Annotated in this window: 14 protein-coding genes and 2 tRNA genes; 9 read left to right on the top strand and 7 right to left on the bottom strand. The window is 61.8% G+C overall.

The genetic code is table 11. The features are described from left to right. Positions 1–15: 15 nt before the first annotated feature. On the bottom strand, positions 16–2,820 hold the full coding sequence (locus JAO74_RS04665; RefSeq protein ID WP_199035635.1) for a TonB-dependent receptor: 2,805 nt from the start codon (positions 2,818–2,820) through the stop codon (positions 16–18). Continuing rightward, entirely contained in the window at positions 2,817–5,216 is a 2,400-nt protein-coding gene (locus JAO74_RS04660) for a glycoside hydrolase family 95 protein (protein ID WP_199035633.1), read from the bottom strand. The genes JAO74_RS04665 and JAO74_RS04660 overlap by 4 nt, the downstream gene beginning before the upstream one ends. A gap of 368 nt (positions 5,217–5,584) precedes the next feature. Here JAO74_RS04660 and JAO74_RS04655 point away from each other — a divergent pair, with 368 nt between their 5' ends. The 6 genes from JAO74_RS04655 (at position 5,585) to JAO74_RS19235 (ending at position 10,088) form a co-directional block, all read left to right on the top strand. Beyond that, positions 5,585–6,595: a zinc-binding alcohol dehydrogenase family protein gene (locus JAO74_RS04655; protein WP_199035631.1), complete on the top strand. Its 1,011-nt coding sequence runs from the start codon at positions 5,585–5,587 to the stop codon at positions 6,593–6,595. Positions 6,596–6,685: 90 nt separating this feature from the next. Then, positions 6,686–7,477 (top strand): IclR family transcriptional regulator, encoded by a 792-nt coding sequence (locus tag JAO74_RS04650; protein ID WP_199035625.1) that lies wholly within the window; start codon positions 6,686–6,688, stop codon positions 7,475–7,477. A gap of 191 nt (positions 7,478–7,668) precedes the next feature. Then, positions 7,669–8,178 carry a hypothetical protein gene (locus JAO74_RS04645; protein ID WP_199035623.1) on the top strand — a complete coding sequence of 170 codons (510 nt, stop codon included), beginning with the start codon at positions 7,669–7,671 and terminating at the stop codon, positions 8,176–8,178. Continuing rightward, positions 8,175–9,209, top strand: a complete 1,035-nt coding sequence (locus JAO74_RS04640; RefSeq protein ID WP_199035621.1) for an aldo/keto reductase — start codon at positions 8,175–8,177, stop codon at positions 9,207–9,209. Before JAO74_RS04645 ends, JAO74_RS04640 begins: the two co-directional genes overlap by 4 nt. 290 nt (positions 9,210–9,499) lie before the next feature. Further along, positions 9,500–9,724, top strand: a complete 225-nt coding sequence (locus JAO74_RS04635) for a UxaA family hydrolase (RefSeq protein WP_199035620.1) — start codon at positions 9,500–9,502, stop codon at positions 9,722–9,724. Between the two features lie 31 nt (positions 9,725–9,755). Next, positions 9,756–10,088, top strand: a complete 333-nt coding sequence (locus JAO74_RS19235; RefSeq protein WP_416194282.1) for a site-specific integrase — start codon at positions 9,756–9,758, stop codon at positions 10,086–10,088. 96 nt (positions 10,089–10,184) lie between these two features. On the opposite strand, the gene JAO74_RS04625 is transcribed toward JAO74_RS19235, so the two are convergent. From JAO74_RS04625 to JAO74_RS04610, 4 genes are all read right to left on the bottom strand, one after another. Then, positions 10,185–10,261, bottom strand: a tRNA-Pro gene (locus JAO74_RS04625). A gap of 67 nt (positions 10,262–10,328) precedes the next feature. Further along, positions 10,329–10,404: transfer RNA gene (locus JAO74_RS04620), tRNA-Ile, on the bottom strand. 109 nt (positions 10,405–10,513) lie between these two features. Further along, positions 10,514–10,780 carry a hypothetical protein gene (locus JAO74_RS04615; RefSeq protein WP_056527567.1) on the bottom strand — a complete coding sequence of 89 codons (267 nt, stop codon included), beginning with the start codon at positions 10,778–10,780 and terminating at the stop codon, positions 10,514–10,516. A gap of 134 nt (positions 10,781–10,914) precedes the next feature. Further along, positions 10,915–12,333, bottom strand: coding sequence for a M28 family peptidase (locus JAO74_RS04610; protein ID WP_199035616.1), 1,419 nt, complete (start codon positions 12,331–12,333; stop codon positions 10,915–10,917). 177 nt (positions 12,334–12,510) lie between these two features. Here JAO74_RS04610 and ettA point away from each other — a divergent pair, with 177 nt between their 5' ends. The 3 genes from ettA (at position 12,511) to JAO74_RS19025 (ending at position 15,632) form a co-directional block, all read left to right on the top strand. Then, entirely contained in the window at positions 12,511–14,190 is a 1,680-nt protein-coding gene (gene ettA, locus JAO74_RS04605) for an energy-dependent translational throttle protein EttA (protein WP_199036076.1), read from the top strand. Positions 14,191–14,200: 10 nt separating this feature from the next. Next, the gene (locus tag JAO74_RS04600; protein ID WP_332908729.1) at positions 14,201–15,385 is read left to right on the top strand and encodes a sensor histidine kinase; all 1,185 of its coding nucleotides are present in this window, start codon (positions 14,201–14,203) and stop codon (positions 15,383–15,385) included. A gap of 112 nt (positions 15,386–15,497) precedes the next feature. After that, on the top strand, positions 15,498–15,632 hold the full coding sequence (locus tag JAO74_RS19025) for a hypothetical protein (RefSeq protein ID WP_269845923.1): 135 nt from the start codon (positions 15,498–15,500) through the stop codon (positions 15,630–15,632). Positions 15,633–15,655: 23 nt separating this feature from the next. On the opposite strand, the gene JAO74_RS04595 is transcribed toward JAO74_RS19025, so the two are convergent. Next, the gene (locus tag JAO74_RS04595) at positions 15,656–16,462 is read right to left on the bottom strand and encodes an NYN domain-containing protein (protein WP_199035614.1); all 807 of its coding nucleotides are present in this window, start codon (positions 16,460–16,462) and stop codon (positions 15,656–15,658) included. Between the last annotated feature and the right edge of the window lie 42 nt (positions 16,463–16,504).

Here is a 16,504-nt window from a genome sequence, read left to right as displayed (position 1 = left end):
CTCCAGCGCGATCTCTCAGAAGCGAACGCGCACGCCCGCAGTTACGCGCCGACCGTTATCGACTACACCGCGCAACAGGCCGACGCCGGTGTCATTGATGATCTTTGCGTTGGTCGCATTGGTCAGATCGGCGTTCAGGGTCACCATGCGGTTCAGATCGTAGCTCGCCGAGATATCCAACTGTCCGTATGAACGCTGATAGTCCCCGTCGCCGAACGTGCTGGTCGGGTCGTTCACGAAACCGTTGCGGTAATTATACGACGCGCGGATGCCAAAGCCCGATTTCTCATAATATCCCGCGATATTGTAGCTCCGCTTGGAGGCGCCGGAGATCGGGATTGCCGGCTGTCCCTGAGTAACCACGACGTCGCCCAGGTCGAGGTAGGTGAAATTTCCCAGTACGCCAAGCCCGTCGAACGGTCCGGGCAGGAACGTGAACGGAACCTGCGCGCCTAATTCAAAACCTTTGATCTTGCTGCTGGCGCCGTTTCGCGGTTGACGAAGCAGGAACACTTGCTGACGACTACCGCCTTCCTCCAGCTGCACGGTCTGAGTTACCGAGTTCGCGGAATTGATGATGAAGTTTTTGACGTCCTTGTAGAATACCGCCGCCGACAGCAGACCGGATTTTGCGAAATAATATTCAAGCGACAGGTCGATCTGATTCGATAGATAAGGACGCAGGTTGGGGTTGCGTGCATTGATGGTGCTGGTGTTGGCGTCGACGCTGAGCGTTGGTGAAAGCAGGCCGATATCAGGTCGGGTAAGAGTCCGCGCGACAGCCCCGCGTATCTTCAATTGCGGAGTCAGATCATAGGATAGGTTGGCGCTCGGCAGCCACTCGGAATAGCTGTTATCGATCGATACCGGTGTCGTCCCCTGCACGACGGTGATGATACCGCCGCGCCGCACGAGTAGCGTGGACAAGTCGGCGGCATTGCCGTCCGACGTCTGGTCGGTGTGAACGTAGCGCAGCCCGACATTGCCGTTGAAGCGATCATCGAGCGCACGGATATCGAGCTGGCCATAGCCGGCATAGGAGCGTTCGGTAACCGTGAAGTCGTTGGCAAGCTGTGCCTGTGGCGGTGCGAGCGACAATACCGTCGACAGTGGTATACGGTCGAAAAAGGCATTGAGGTTTGGCGCAAGATAGACGCCCAGCGATGGCTGCACGAACTTCGAGTAATCGACCTGCCCGAGGATGGGGGCAGCCGAGGTGCTGCCGCCCTCTATATTTGCGTTGTATGGCTGACCCAGAGCGGCGGCGAATTGTCGCGACGTCAGGTTGAACGTGCGTGAGTTGAAGGCGCTTTTCCGGTTGGCGAACATGCCCCCCGCCTTCAACACCAATTTCGCATCAGCCAGGTCGATGTCCCGCGCTACGTCCAGCCGCCCGTCATAGTTGCGGTCGATGCTGGGCGCGCGGTACGTACCGCCGACTGCAAGCAGATTGAAGGTCGAGGGATCGAGCGGATCATAGCCACGCTGGAACGCGACGGTAGGTTCGCGCCCCAGGTTCCCCCCGGTGTCGTAGCTCGCCCGCGCCCGCGAGTTGATCGCAAAGCCATAGTTGGTCGAGATGCGTCGTGCCTTCGAATAGGTGAACTCGCCCGACACCTTTAGCTGGTCCAGCGTCCAGATACCGCCTGCCGCACCGGTGAACAGTTTGTCGCGCGTGTCGATCGGGCGCGTGTCGGAGCGGTGATCAACACCGTTGGCATCGAGCGCCGTCAGATACCCGTCAGCAACAGTGCTACCGACGATCCCGGCGCCCGCACCCTGAATATTGGTGAAACGAACCTGATGCTCGTTATAGATCGAGTAATCCTTGAAATCGGAAAAAAAGCCGTCGGCGTAAAGGTCGAGGGTGTCGGTCGGTTTGAACTGCAAACCGCCGATCATCGTCACGCGTTCGAATTTTCCATCCTGTGCGACCAGATTGGTCGTGTGGATAAACCGGTACGCATCGTTGAAGTCGCCATCGCGATTATAGTCGAGCGGCGGGTTGCGCCGTGCCTCGATGCCGTTTTCCGCTCCATAGCCAAGATAGCCTGCAGAAAGGACGCGGCGCTTTTCATAGTTGATGCCGAAATTCGCGGCGAAGCGGTCATTGATGACCTTGTTGACGAATAGCGATGCGTGCGGGGTGACGCGGTTCGGATTTTCCTCGTAAATACCTTCGGCGGTAACGGCGATCACGTCGCGCCCGGCGTCTAGCGGGCGGGCGACGCGCACGTTGACCAAACCGGCAAGGCCGCCCTCGACTTGTTCGGCGCTTGGCGACTTGATGACCTCGACGGCGCTGACAAAATCGGACGACAGCGAGGTGAAGGAGAAGCTTCGACCGCCACCGGGCGTCGCGATCTGTCTGCCATTGTATAGCGTCTGCGTGAAATTGGGCCCAAGCCCGCGCAATGCGACGCGCGATCCCTCACCCTTGTTACGCGTGATTTGCACGCCCGTGACGCGCTGAAGCGATTCCGCGAGATTCTGATCGGGAAAACGCCCGATGTCTTCGGAGGAAATGGCGTCGACGATGCCAATGTTGTTGCGCTTCAATGCGGTGGCATCGGCCAAACTGCGGCGAATGCCCGTGACGACGATCTCCTCTCCCCCCGCGGCTTCATCGATCGCATCAGTTTGCGCGGGGGGTGCGGCGGCCGGCGCGGCTGGCGCCTCGGCAGGCACGGTCTGCGCCATGGCCGATGACGCGACCATGATCGCCAGCAGCGATGCGGTTCCGATCAGAAAATTTGTCGTCATTCTACTCTCCCTGGTGGCGCCCGTCCTTGGTGACGGGTCGTCGATGATGATTGTCACGTCCGAGCAGCGCCGATGTTCAGCGTGATGGTCTCGCCGCGACGACCGGAAACACGCAGTCCGCCATCACCGGCGCGGATGGCGACCGTCACGCCATCGCGTGTCGCCGCCAGCAATTGCCGCCCGGCGGGCAGTCGGATCAACGCATCGACGCCGCTGACGAAATGCAGGTCGGCGCTATCGAGCTGTCCTCCGCTCCAGCGCTGGTCGACGGTGATGCCGCCCCGCGCGCGCAGACCGCGCGCGCTGCCGCTGCGCCATGCCGGTGGCACGGCAGGCAAAAGTGCGATCGCACCATCATGGCTCTGCAACAACATCTCGGCGATTGCCGCGGTGATCCCGAAATTGCCGTCGATCTGAAAGATCGGTCCGTTTCCGGAGGGGTGCGTGTCGAACAGATTGTCGAGAACGCTATGAGCGAAGAACGCATCGATCGATTTTCCGGACCGTGCCTCGTCCCCCATTCTAGCCCAGATGCAGGTCGCCCAGGCGCGGCTCCAGCCGGTTGCCGCACCGCCATTGTCTTCCCGACGTTGCATCGACGTCGCCACCGCCCTGGCCCAGCGAGGCGTTCGCGATGGAGTGAACTCGTTTCCCGGATATAGCGGATATAGATGCGAGACGTGCCGGTGACCGGGCTCGGATTCCGGAAAATCGCGCGACCATTCCTGCAACTGGCCGTGCGAGCCGATCTGGTACGGCGCCAACCGCTTCGCCAGATCGGTCAGGTGAGCCACAAACGGCCCGTCGACACCCAGTATCTGTGCCGCCGCAATGCAATTCGTGAAAATCTCGCGCGTCAAGGCGAGGTCCATCGTGCAGCCGGCACTGATGGATGCCGGTTTGCCATCGGCAGCAAGAAACTGGTTTTCCGGCGATACTGACGGGGCAGTCGTCAGCCGTCCATTCTGGGGATCGGCGACCAGCCAGGCAGCGCAGAACTCTGCACAACCGCGCATCAGCGGGTAGCCACGCTCGCGCAAGAAGGCGACATCGCCGCTGAACAGGTAATGCTGCCATGGATGCTGGGCGAGCCACGGACCGCCCATCGGCCAGTTCGCCCAGACCGGCGTACTATCCCCTTCGCCCACGGGATTTGCCATCGCCCAGACATCGCTGTTGTGATGAAGGCACCAGCCGGGCATGCCATAATAGTCGCGGGCGACCGCCCGACCCCGCACCGCCACATGCTCCATCCAGTCGAACAGCGGCGTGTGGCAGTCCGCCAGATTGGCCGTCTCCGCCGGCCAATACATCATCTGGGTGTTGATGTTCGTCGTATGATTGCTGCTCCACGGCGGTCGGACTTCGGCGTTCCAGATGCCCTGCAGGTTGGCAGGCTGAGTGCCTGCCCGTGAGCTTGCGATCAGAAGGTATCGACCGAAGTGGAACAGCAGCGCGGCCAGTCCCGGATCAGAGGCGCGAGCATTGCCCGCCCGCCTGGTCCCGGTAGGCTGATCGACCGAGCCGCTGTCCAGCTGGAGCGACGTACGTCGGTAGAGCCGCTGGTGATCGGTGACATGCGCGCTGCGCAACACGGCAAAGCGCTTGCCGCCCGCGGCTTTCAATACGGCGGCCGCACTGGCTTCGATCTGGTCGCTCGACAGGTCAGGCATCTGGTCGAAACGACGAAAGCCCGTGGCTGCGGCGATGCGCAGGACCACTTCGCTGGCGCCCCGTACCTCGATCGTCTTGTCCCGTGCCGTGGTCTTGCCACCGCGTGCTTCGACATCGACGAGGGCGACGAAGGCCATGCCCTTGCCTGGCGCGTCGTCATAAACGACCGGGTCGGGAACCTTGCGGTAGTTCGGCGCGCAGGAGGCCGGCGCCTTGCCGCGCAGGATCAGTCGCTTGCCCACAGCCACGCTCTCACCGCGCAGCAAGGTGCCCATGGCCAGATCGCAGTCGATGGTACCCCCTTCCGCCGTCAGCCGCACCAGGATCAACTGATCCGGATGAGAGACAAAAACTTCCCGGCGATAACGGGCGCTGCCAATCGAGTAACTGACCGTCGCTTCGGCCTGATCGAGGTCAAGCGCGCGACGATAGCCTGAAGCTGATCCGTCGTGATGCATCGTGATGGTCAGGTCGCCGAGCGGTTCATAGCTCTGGCTGAATGGGCCCTGCAGCCGCATGGCGCGCTTGTCGGCTTCGTGACTATCGCTGGCGAACGTCGCCTCACGCACACCGGGCAGGGCGCGGATTGCCTCGCTGTTTGCGTTTGGGGTGGGGTAGCCGGACCAGAGCGTGTCGTCGTTCAGAGATAGAACTTCGCGCATGACCTCTCCGCGGACCATCGCCCCCAGCCGTCCGTTGCCGACAGGCAGCCCGTCGACCCAACGGGTCGCCGGTGCGTCGAACCACAGTCGATTATCTTCTGAGGGCGAAGGCGGCATTGCCCGAAGCGGAAGTGCGGCCAGACCACTCGCAGCTACTGCTATGCCACCAGCTTCCAGCAGATCGCGTCGCGAAAAGTCACCAGACATTCGCTCTCTCCATATTTGCTTATATGAAAAAATACGTTCGCTGATAAGAGAATGTCAATAGCATGGTGTACTGGTATATTTCCGAAAAATGGATCGTCGTGATGTCAGGAATCAGAACTTTTAATGCAATAATAACAAGGGGATATGTTAAACTCTGACGGCATTGGTTGAGTGATAACAACGAAATTGTGCAATCAGCAAATCCAAGACGTTGCATATGAAAAAAATGTCTTTCATATATGGAATATACCGAAGCAGAAGGAAGGGGGGAGCTGGAAATGCGGGTCGTCACATGCCGAGAACCGCTGTCCCTTGATATAACCCACGGCGCGCCTCCGATCCGGGCAGACGACGAAGTTGAAATCCGCATCCGGCGGGTCGGGCTCTGTGGCACCGATTATCATATCTTCACCGGCAACCAGCCTTTCCTAAGCTATCCCCGCGTCATGGGCCACGAGCTCGCGGGTGAGGTTCTAGTTGCACCGACTGGCTCGCCATTGCGGCAGGGTCAGGTGGTCACGATCAACCCCTATCTTTCGTGCGGCACCTGCGTGGCCTGTCGCAGGGGCAAACCCAATTGCTGTGCACGTATTGCGGTATTGGGAGTTCATATCGACGGCGGAATGCAGGATCGCATCGTCGTCAGACAATCGGCAGTGGTCGATGCGACTGGCCTCTCACTGTCGCAGGCGGCGATGGTCGAATTCCTCGCGATCGGGGCTCATGCGGTCAAACGTGGTGGCTTATGCTCGGGCGATCGCGTGCTCGTCGTTGGTGCTGGCCCGATCGGTATCGCCGCTGCCCTGTTCGCGCGGCTGGACGGCGCGGCGGTGACACTCATTGATACCCGCGCTGCGCGCCTGGAATATGCTCGTAAAAGACTGCGCTTCGAGGACACCGTGCTGGTCGATGAGGCGATATATCGGACGCTTGCGGAGCGGACCGACGGCGACCTCTATGACTGCGTCTTTGATGCGACCGGCAATATCGAGGCGATGTGTGCCGGCTTGAGTTATGTAGCCCAGGGCGGAAGTTATGTCCTGATCAGCGTCGTCAAGGGCGACCTGGTATTTGCCGATCCCGAGTTCCACAAACGCGAGACTACACTGATCGCCAGTCGGAATGCGCTTTCTACCGACTTTGACCGGGTGATCGCGGCGATCAGAAACGGCGATATCGATACCGACGCCCTTCACACCCATAGTGTGGATGCAGACGAGCTTCCCAAGCGGATCCCCGAACTGATCGCCGGCGCCGATCATGTCTTGAAGGCGATCGCGACGTTCTGAGGGGCCATGCCTGATGGTCCATGTTGATCCGCCGCGCGATTGTTCTGATATGACGCAACCGTTACCGTCGATGCTTCGACGGGAGAAGATATGACGCGAGAAGGTCCCAAGGGAAGCTATGCCGCTCCGGCCCTTGAAAAGGCATTTGAAATTCTGGAACTGCTTTCCAAGCAGAACAGCGGCGCCACGATCAGCGAGATGTCCGCCGTCCTCGACCGGTCGGTGGGGGAATTGTTCCGCATCGTTATCGTGATGGAGCGCCACGGCTATCTTCAGAAATCGCCGGTCACCGATCGCTATTCGGTGGCATATAAGCTGCTGGACCTCGCATTCAGCGCGACGCCTGCGCAGAATGTCGTGGAGGCGGCCCTACCGGAAATGCGGGCGTTGGCGCAGGATATCGAACAGTCCTGCCATCTGGTCGTCATCAGCGGTACGCAGGGTATGATCGTGGCCCGCGAGGAGAATCCGGCCACCCGCGGCTTCGCGCTGCGCCTGGGCGCCAGCATCGACCTGTTGAACAGCTGCTCCGGACATATCCTGCTGGCGATGTCGCCACCCGACAAGGCAGAATCGTTGATCGACAGGCTGCTGCGTGATCGGCAGCCGCCGGTTGATGTGGCGGCACTTCAACTACGCCTCAAAAGGGTACGCACTGAAGGGTTCGACGTGCGCCGAAGCCCGGTCACCTTCGGCGTGACTGATATGAGTTATCCCATCTTCGGCTTCGACGGCGGACTGATGGCCGCCCTGACGATCCCATTCCTGGAATTGATCGACGGCTCTCAAAAACTCGATGCCACGGCGGCTCGGCTGCGGCTTGGCGAAGCGGCGGCACGGATTTCGGATCGGCTCGGACATACCCGGTCGCAACCGGACTAGCCGATCGATAACCCCGCCCGATTTACCTTGCCGAATGTGCGGATGCGAAATAACTTTTACCGATAAAATAATACGATTGCGAGAGGCGCTTCGATGGTCAGCCTGGATAGAGACGACTTCCGCGATTTCAGGCCATTTCAGCCGTTCCCGGTCTCGTTGGCTTTTGTCAGCGATGCCGAAAGGGGCGCCTGATGCACGCAGCTCCCAGCATCACTCATGAAAGTATCGCCGATTCCTCTGGCACTGGTGATCGCAATGATTGGCCTGATCTGATTATCATCGTGTCCCTCTTTTTCTTGTGGGAAACGGCAAATAATCCGAACGATATTATGATCTTCCTTTTTCGAAAGACGTTATCCCTATCGGATCTTGGTACCGGCTTCGTCGGACAAGTTGTCCATTTAGGATATCTTATCCTTGCCATTCCGGCATCGGCCGTCCTGCGGTACTATGGCTACCAGTTCCCTAAGATTTTCGCGCTTGCGGTGGAAGGGCTGGAACCGCTTCGTTGTTTGGGTTCGTCCCTGGTCATCATGGCGATCATCGGCGGGGCAGGGGTCACTGCCTTGACCGGATGGGTTTCGGACCGAGTCGGCATTTCGACGGCAATCCTGGCGCCGGCGGTATGCTTTGCCGTCGTGTTCATTGTCGCGATCGCCTGCACCCGTTCTGATGCGGGCTCGACGAAAGTCATGTCATGACGACCATTCCACTACGTCGGTTAGGCACAACCGATCTCCTCGTCACCGAACTCGGCTTCGGGGCTGCGACGCTGGGCAATCTGTTTACCCCGATTAGCGACGGGGTAGCACGGGCTGCTCTCGACATGGCGATCGACGCCGGGATCGGCTATGTCGATACGGCACCGCATTATGGCCGCGGCCTGTCGGAACGGCGCACCGGAGATGCCCTGCGGCTACAATCGGACATCGTCGTCTCCACCAAGGTGGGCCGATTGATGCAGCCCGACCCTACCGTAATCGATGACCGGGAGCGAGACGGTTTCCGATCGCCGATGCCGTTTCGAATGACGTATGACTATACGGGTGACGGCATTCTGCGGAGCCACGACCATAGCCTGCAGCGGCTGGGTCTGGATCATGTCGACATCTTGTACGTCCATGACATCGGACAGCGGACCCATGCCTCTCGCGCGTCGCACTATTGGGAGCAGTTGACCACGGGCGGAGGGTTCAGGGCGCTCGAGCGTTTGCGCGACGAGGGGGCGATCAAGGCGTTCGGTCTCGGCGTGAACGAGGTCGACGTCTGTTTGGATGCTATGCGTGAAACCCATCTGGACGTCATATTGCTGGCTGGTCGCTACACGCTTCTTGAACAGGATGCGCTCGACGAACTGTTCCCCGCTTTGGCCGCCAGCGATACGTCGATCGTGATCGGCGGGCCGTACAATAGCGGCATCCTGGCCGTGGGGACCAGGGGCGGCGGGGTGCTTCACTACGATTATGGGATAGCACCTGAACATGTCGTGTCGCGCGTCCGTCAGATCGAGGATGTCGCTGATCGGTACGGCGTCAGCCTACCGGCTGCTGCCTTGCATTTCGTCCTGGCAAACCACCAGGTAGCCAGCGTCATTCCCGGCCTCGCCAGCGCCGACCGGGTCAAGCAGACGATGACGTTATACCGCGAACAGATACCCGACGATTTCTGGAATGAGTTGCGCGAGCAAAACCTGATTCGACGCGATGCGCCCGTGCCGACAGCCGCCCGATGACGACGACCGTCATTCAACTGACGCCGACGGACAATGTTGTCGTCTGTTGCCGCAGTAACTAGGCCGGTGAGACCATTGCAACGGACCGACGAGAATTTGTGGTTCCCGTTCGCGTGCCGCTGGCCACAAACTGGCGCTGATTCCGCCGAAGGTCTGGGATAGGGTCATGAAATATGGGATAGCGGTCGGATCGATGACTGCCGATGCAGGACTTGGTGAGTGGATATACCTGCTCACATGAAGAGCGACTATATGTCCGCACATCTGCGTGATGCCGCTGGGGATCGGGCATGATAAACGCGTGGCTGCGCCCCAATGGCCGCAAGGGCCTCAGAAATGCGATCCTTGTCATATACCTCGTGGAATGTGCACACCACGTGGCGCGTCGGGTGGTCCAGTCATTCGACGATCCGCGTATTCAATTGATCGGCTTTCCCGGGTGCTATCCCAACGATCATGCATTTGCGATGATGAAGGCACTGACAGCCCATCCTGATTGCGGACAAGGCCTATGATGGCAATGACGTGCGCCACCAGATCGCAGCTATGAACGCTGAAGCGGTGATCCCGTCCAAGCGCAACCGCAAGGTCAGGATCCCGCATGACGAGCGCAAGCGAATCCCCCTGGCGGAGACAGTGCTGTCAAACACCCGGTGGCATGTTTGGACCGCAATGAGGTTCGGCAGCCGGTTCAACGATGCCAAGATCGTGTCGGGGATCAACAAGCACCCTCACGACTTGCGAAGAACCGTCGTTACCCGGTGCTGCGTGGCAGGGCCGACCGATCAGGAGATCGCCGATATCGTCGGCTGGGATACTGGGACACGTCGGATATCGCTTCAATCCGCCGACGCTATGCCGATAATTCGCGCGTCGTAACTGCGATTGCAGAGAGGATTGCGAAGGCGGAAGGGCTATGACCTGAAACCGGTGGGTAAACCGCTTGTCCGCCACCGCCACAAAATGGCGGATCTATGGTCGGGGAGACAGGATTCGAACCTGCGACCCCCTGGTCCCAAACCAGGTGCGCTACCAGCCTGCGCCACTCCCCGACGATGGTGGCGGTAGAGGGGTAATGCGCCGTGCGCAAGCGTCGCGGCGTGGTCTATGTGGTAAAAGTGGTGGGCCCGGCAGGAATCGAACCCGCAACCTAGCCGTTATGAGCGGCCAGCTCTAACCGTTGAGCTACAGGCCCACGCGAACGTCGCCTAGCGCAGTCCGCCGAAAAGAAAAAGGGTGCCTGCCGCATGGCAAGCACCCTTTTCCCGAGTAACGGTCGATCGGGCATGAAGCCCGACCGGCGATTACTTCATGTTGTCGATCTTCTCGTCAGCGGCGTCACGGACGTTGTCCGCAGCTGCTTCGAGGTTGTCCGATGCGTTCTCGAGCGCGGCCGAAGCGGCGACGTTCGAGGAGTTGTCGGCCAGATCTTCGAGGTTGTCGGCCTGGACTTCCAGGTTATCCGCCATCATCTCGGCATTGTTTTCAACAGCAGCCGCTTCCGGCGACTTCGAGCAGGCGGCCACGGACATCAGGCCGGCGGCAGCGAGAACAAAGGCGATCTTCTTCATTCGAATGCTCCCAAGCATAGAAAAAATCGCGTCCGACCTGATTGCCGTCGCGAAGCGGCGTGCATAGCGGACGGACGGAGGCGGTCAACGCGGAAAATTCATCAAACAGCAATGTTGCGACGAGATGATGACACTCATGGCTGCCGCGCGACGGGCCCGATATCCTCCGGCGCATTGGCCACGATCGCCAGCATCGTCGTCCAAGCCGCTACGTTCTGGCGCAATTGTTCCGGATCGACGCGGTCCAGCGTGTCCTCCGGCGTATGGTGGACGTCGAAATAGCGCAGGCCCGATTGGTTGAGGTCGATTCCGGCCACGCCGGTGCGGATGACCGGGCCGATGTCGGTCCCGTCACCGCCGACACCCGATCCGCGCACGATTCCAAGCGGGGCAAGGGCCGCGGCCAATCGGTCGCCGACACCCCTGGCGCTGTCGGGCAGGGCGGTTTCCACACGCCACACCCGGTCGGCACCGAAATCGCTTTCGCTGGCGCTGGCGTGGCGTTCACCGGCATGGGCCTTGGCATATTCCTGACCGCCGAACCCGCCGATCTCCTCGTCGCCGAACCAGACGACGCGGATCGTGCGGCGGGGGCGGCCGGCGTCCATCACCAGCTTGGCGGCGGCGGTGGTGATGCCCAGACCGCTGGCATCGTCGATCGCGCCCGTGCCCAGTTCCCAGCTGTCGAGATGCCCGCCGACCAGCACGATACCGGCATCCTTGTCGGTCCCCGGCACCTCGGCGATGACGTTGCCCGACTGGCGCGGGCCGATCAGGCGCGGCGTCAGCGTCAGTTTCAGCGACACCGGCTTGCCCAGCTTCACCATCCGCTCCAGATTCTCCGCATCCGCCACCGACAGCGCGGCGGCCGGTATCGGCGTGACGCCCGCGTCGAAATTCGTCGTCCCGGCATGGGGGCCGCGGCCATGATCGGTGCCGATCGACCGGATCACGATCGCCGCGGCGCCCTTTTTCGCGGCGATGTTCGGCCCCACGAACCGCGCGGCGCCGCTGCTGCCGTAACTCGATCCGTCCTGCGTCGGCTGCATCGCGTTCGATACGAAGGCGATCCTGCCGGTCAGGCTGCCGTCCGGCATCGCCATCAGGTCGCCGAGACTGGCGAAATACACGATCGGCGCGGTCAGGCCCGTGGCCGGCGTCGCACCCGAATTGCCTAACGCGGTCAGTCGCAGGACTTGCGGATAGGGGGCCACGACCTCGGCCGTCTCCACCCCCCGCTGCCAGACATCGGGCAGGGTATAGGTCTCGATCCGCACATTGCGGAAACCCAGCGCCTTCAGCTTCGCCACGCCCCAGTCGCGCGCCCGCGCCTGTGCGTCCGATCCGCCCGTGCCGCGCTGGCCGATCTCGGTCGTCAGCCCTTCGGTGATGGCATAGGCCACGTCGTCGCCCAGCGCCTTGTCGCGCAGGGCGGCGACCTTCGGATCGACCGCGACGGCCGGCGGTGCGGTGCGGGACCGGGCGGCGGGTGCCGCCTGTTGCGCGGCGGCGGGTGCGGCGCTGGCCAGCAGCATGAGGGCGAGGCGCTTCATATCGTTCCCCTTGGATGGTGTGTTACATTGCTATGAGACAGGGGTAGGGCGGATTGCCGCTGCCGCACAACCCGGCAGTGGCCGACCAAGACGCCGTCGTTTGCGTTCCGGCCCCGGCACGGCTATTTGCGCGTGGAAGTTTTCCCGCCATTCCAACGCATGGAGCGCGAGCCCCCGATGGCCGTCCAGTACACCTATGTCATGAAGGGTCTGACCAAGACCTTCCCCGGCGCGAACAAGCCCGTCCTGAACAACATCCACCTGCAGTTCATTCCCTCGGCGAAGATCGCGATCATCGGCCCCAACGGGTCGGGCAAGTCGACGCTGATGAAGATCATGGCCGGCATGGACCCCGATTTCGTCGGCGAGGCATGGGCCGCAGAGGGCATCAAGGTCGGCTATCTGGCGCAGGAGCCGCAGCTCGATCCGACCAAGGACGTGATGGGCAACGTCAAGGACGGCGTGCGTCCGGTCGCCGATCTCGTCGATCGTTTCAACGCCATCTCGGCGGAAATGGGCGATCCGCAGGACGACACCGATTTCGACGCGCTGATGGAGGAAATGGGCGACCTTCAGGCCAAGATCGATGCGGTCGATGGCTGGTCGCTCGACAGCCAGCTCGAACAGGCGATGGAAGCGCTGCGCTGCCCGCCGGGCGATTCCGGCGTCGCCAACCTGTCGGGTGGTGAGAAGCGCCGCGTGGCGCTCTGCAAGCTGTTGCTCGAAAAGCCGGACATCCTGCTGCTCGACGAACCGACCAACCATCTCGACGCCGAATCGGTGTCGTGGCTCGAGAACTACCTGAAGGAATATGCCGGCAACGTCATTCTCGTGACGCACGACCGCTACTTTCTCGACAACGTCGTCAACTGGGTGCTCGAACTCGATCGCGGCCGTTACTACACCTACGAATCCAACTATTCCGGCTATCTGGAAAAGAAGTCCAAGCGGCTGGAACAGGAAGAACGCGAGGAAGCCGGCAAGCAAAAGGCGATCCAGGACGAACTGGCGTGGATGCGCCAGACCCCCAAGGCCCGCCAGACCAAGTCCAAGGCGCGTATCCGTGCCTTCGACGAGCTGATGGAGAAGCAGGAGAACCGCGTCGCCGGCAAGGCCGCGATCCTGATCCAGCTCCCCTCGCGCCTCGGCGGCAAGGTGATCGAGGCCAAGGGCCTGACCAAGTCCTATGGCGACAAGCTGTTGTTCGACGGGCTCGACTTCACGCTTCCGCCGGGCGGCATCGTCGGCGTCATCGGCCCCAACGGCGCCGGCAAGTCGACGCTGTTCAAGCTCATCACCGGTCAGGAAACCCCTGACGAGGGCACGATCGAGGTCGGCTCGACCGTCAAGCTGGGTTACGTCGACCAGAGCCGCGACGATCTCGATCCCAACAAGAACGTCTGGCAGGAAATCTCCGACGAGCTGGAGATCTTCCGCTTCGGCAAGCAGGAGATGGGCACGCGCGCCTATGTCGGCGCCTTCAACTTCCGCGGGCAGGACCAGCAGAAGAAGGTGGGCCAGCTGTCGGGCGGTGAGCGTAACCGCGTTCACATGGCCAAGATGCTGAAGGAGGGTGGCAACGTCCTCCTGCTCGACGAACCGACCAACGATCTCGACGTCGAGACGCTGCGCGCGCTGGAAGAGGCGCTGGAGACGTTCGCGGGTTGCGCCGTGGTCATCAGCCACGATCGCTTCTTCCTCGATCGCCTCTGCACGCACATCCTGGCGTTCGAGGGCGACAGCCATGTCGAATGGTTCGAGGGCAATTACGAAAGCTATGAGGAAGACAAGCGCCGTCGTCTCGGCGACGCCGCCGATCGCCCGACCCGTCTGGCGTACAAGAAGCTGACGCGCTGACGGCGTGGCGGTGGTCGAGGAATCTCCCGGCGGCGACACGCCGTCCGGCATGCGGCCCGGCGCTGGCGAACTCGAATATCGCCTGCGCCAACAGTCCGTGCTGGCGGATTTCGGGATCGAGGCGCTGCGCGCGCGCGATCTCGATCCGCTGTTGCAGCGCGCCGTCGAGCTATGCGCCGACGGGATGCAATCGCGGTACTGCAAGTTCCTCGAAGGCTGCCCCGATCGTGACAAGCTGCTCGTCCGCAACGGCGTCGGCTGGCGGGTCGGCGTCGTCGGGCAAATCGAGATGCGTGCCGATATCGGCTCGCCCGCCGGCTTCGCCTATCAGACGGGCGAGCCGGTCATCTCGAACCATCTCGAAAACGAGACGCGGTTCCGCACTCCCGCCTTCATGGCCGACCACCAGATCCGCCGTGCGATCAACGTGCTGGTCCATGCCGGCGGCGACCGGTTCGGCGTGCTGGAGGTCGACAGCCCCGACGAGGGGAAGTTCGAGGCCGCCGATCTCGCCTTCATGCAAGGGTTCGCCAATCTGATCGGCGTCGCGATCGAACGCCAGCAGACCGAGGCGCGCCTGAACGACGCTCTGCTGCATCAGGAACTGTTGACGCGCGAGGCGAGCCACCGCGTCAAGAACAGCCTCGCTTTGGTGTCGGCGATGCTGAATCTCCAGATGCAGGAGGACGACGATCCCCGCATCACCCGCCTGCTCGGCGATGCGCAGGCACGGATCACCGCGATCGCACAGGCGCATGACCAGCTATGGCGCGGCGACAAGGTGGGCATCGTCCGGCTCGACGACCTGGTCTGCGGCATCGTGACGCAACTCGGCGAGCAATCGCCTTGTCACGACATCGTCTGCGAGATCATCGGGCTGGAACTCAGCGCCGATTCGGCGATCCCGATCGGCCTGCTCGTCACCGAACTCGTCACCAACGCGATCAAATATGCGTATGGCGAAGAGGGCGGCACCATCACCGTCCGGATCGCCGCGACCGATCCGGGGATCGAGATCACCGTCATCGATAACGGCGCCGGCTTGCCGGCCGGGTTCGACGTGAAGACCGCATCGCGCACCAGCCTCGGCATGCGCATGATCGCCAGCCTCGTCCGGCAGTTGCGTGGCGAGATCGAATTCGACGACGCAGGCCCGGGTACGCGCGTCACGGTGACCGCCGACCCACGTACCTGATCCACTAAAAATCGACGAGTTGCAGCAGATTAACGCTGGATTAATTCTGTAACAATCGATATCGGCGCGGGTAACAGGCCCGGCAGAGGCTTTTCAATGTCTGGAGAGTGTGATGCCCCGCCAACGTACCGGTAGACTTGCTGCATTCATCGTGCTGATCGCGGCCGGTGCGGCGGTGGTCGGTGCGCATTCGGCCCAGATGCCGGCGCTGCCCGATACGAACGCCCCGATCGAAACCGTCCGATAACAAGTCGGTCCGGTGCGCGGTATTCAGCGTACCCGTCTGACATAGGACCGGCCATTGTCGCGCAGCTCAATTTGAAAGTTCGGTACGGCGGCGACCAGATCGACCAGCCGGCGATAGCCGAAATTACGCACGTCGAAGCTCGATCGGTTGGCGGCCAACTGGCCCATCGCCGACAGGCTGACGAACCCCCGCTCGTCACGACGCACCGAATCATAGGCGTCGATCAGCAATTGCAGCAGTTCGGGATCGACCGACCCACCCGCTTTCGCCGCCACCGGCCGTGCGCCCGTGGCCGACGCCGCGGCCGGCGCGGCACCGATCGCCGGCGGCAGTGAATCGGAAATCGGCACGTCGGTCGCCACCACCGGCCGTTTCGTCCCCGCATCCGCCGTCCTCAGCGCGCCGACATCGATGAAGCGGGTGCAGGCCTGTCGAAAGGCCTCGGGCGTCCGGCTGGTGCCGAAGCCGTACACCGGGATGCCTTCCTGCCGGATGCGCATCGCCAGCGGCATGAAGTCCGAATCCGACGACATGATGCCGAACCCCTCGATCTTGCCGCGGAACAACAGGTCCATGGCGTCGATCGTCATTTTCATGTCGGTGGCGTTCTTGCCCTTGGTCAGGTCGAACTGCTGCTGCGGCTCGATGCCGTGCTTCACGGTCATGTCGCGCCAGCCCTTCAGGCCAGGTTTCGACCAGTTGCCGTACACCCGCCGCACGTTGACCGTCCCCAGCTCCGCCAGCACGGTCAGCACCGGGTCCAGCGTCGCGGCGGAGGCATTGTCGGCGTCGATCAGCAGCGCGACGTTACGGGTGGGGGTGTAATCCATCGCGCCTTCTCGCCGAGCCGCCCTCCGCCCGCAAGCCTCTCC

Source organism: Sphingomonas mollis (assembly GCF_016427505.1).
GTDB classification, from domain to species: Bacteria; Pseudomonadota; Alphaproteobacteria; order Sphingomonadales; family Sphingomonadaceae; genus Sphingomonas; species Sphingomonas mollis.
This window is presented reverse-complemented; position numbering and strand designations above follow the sequence as displayed.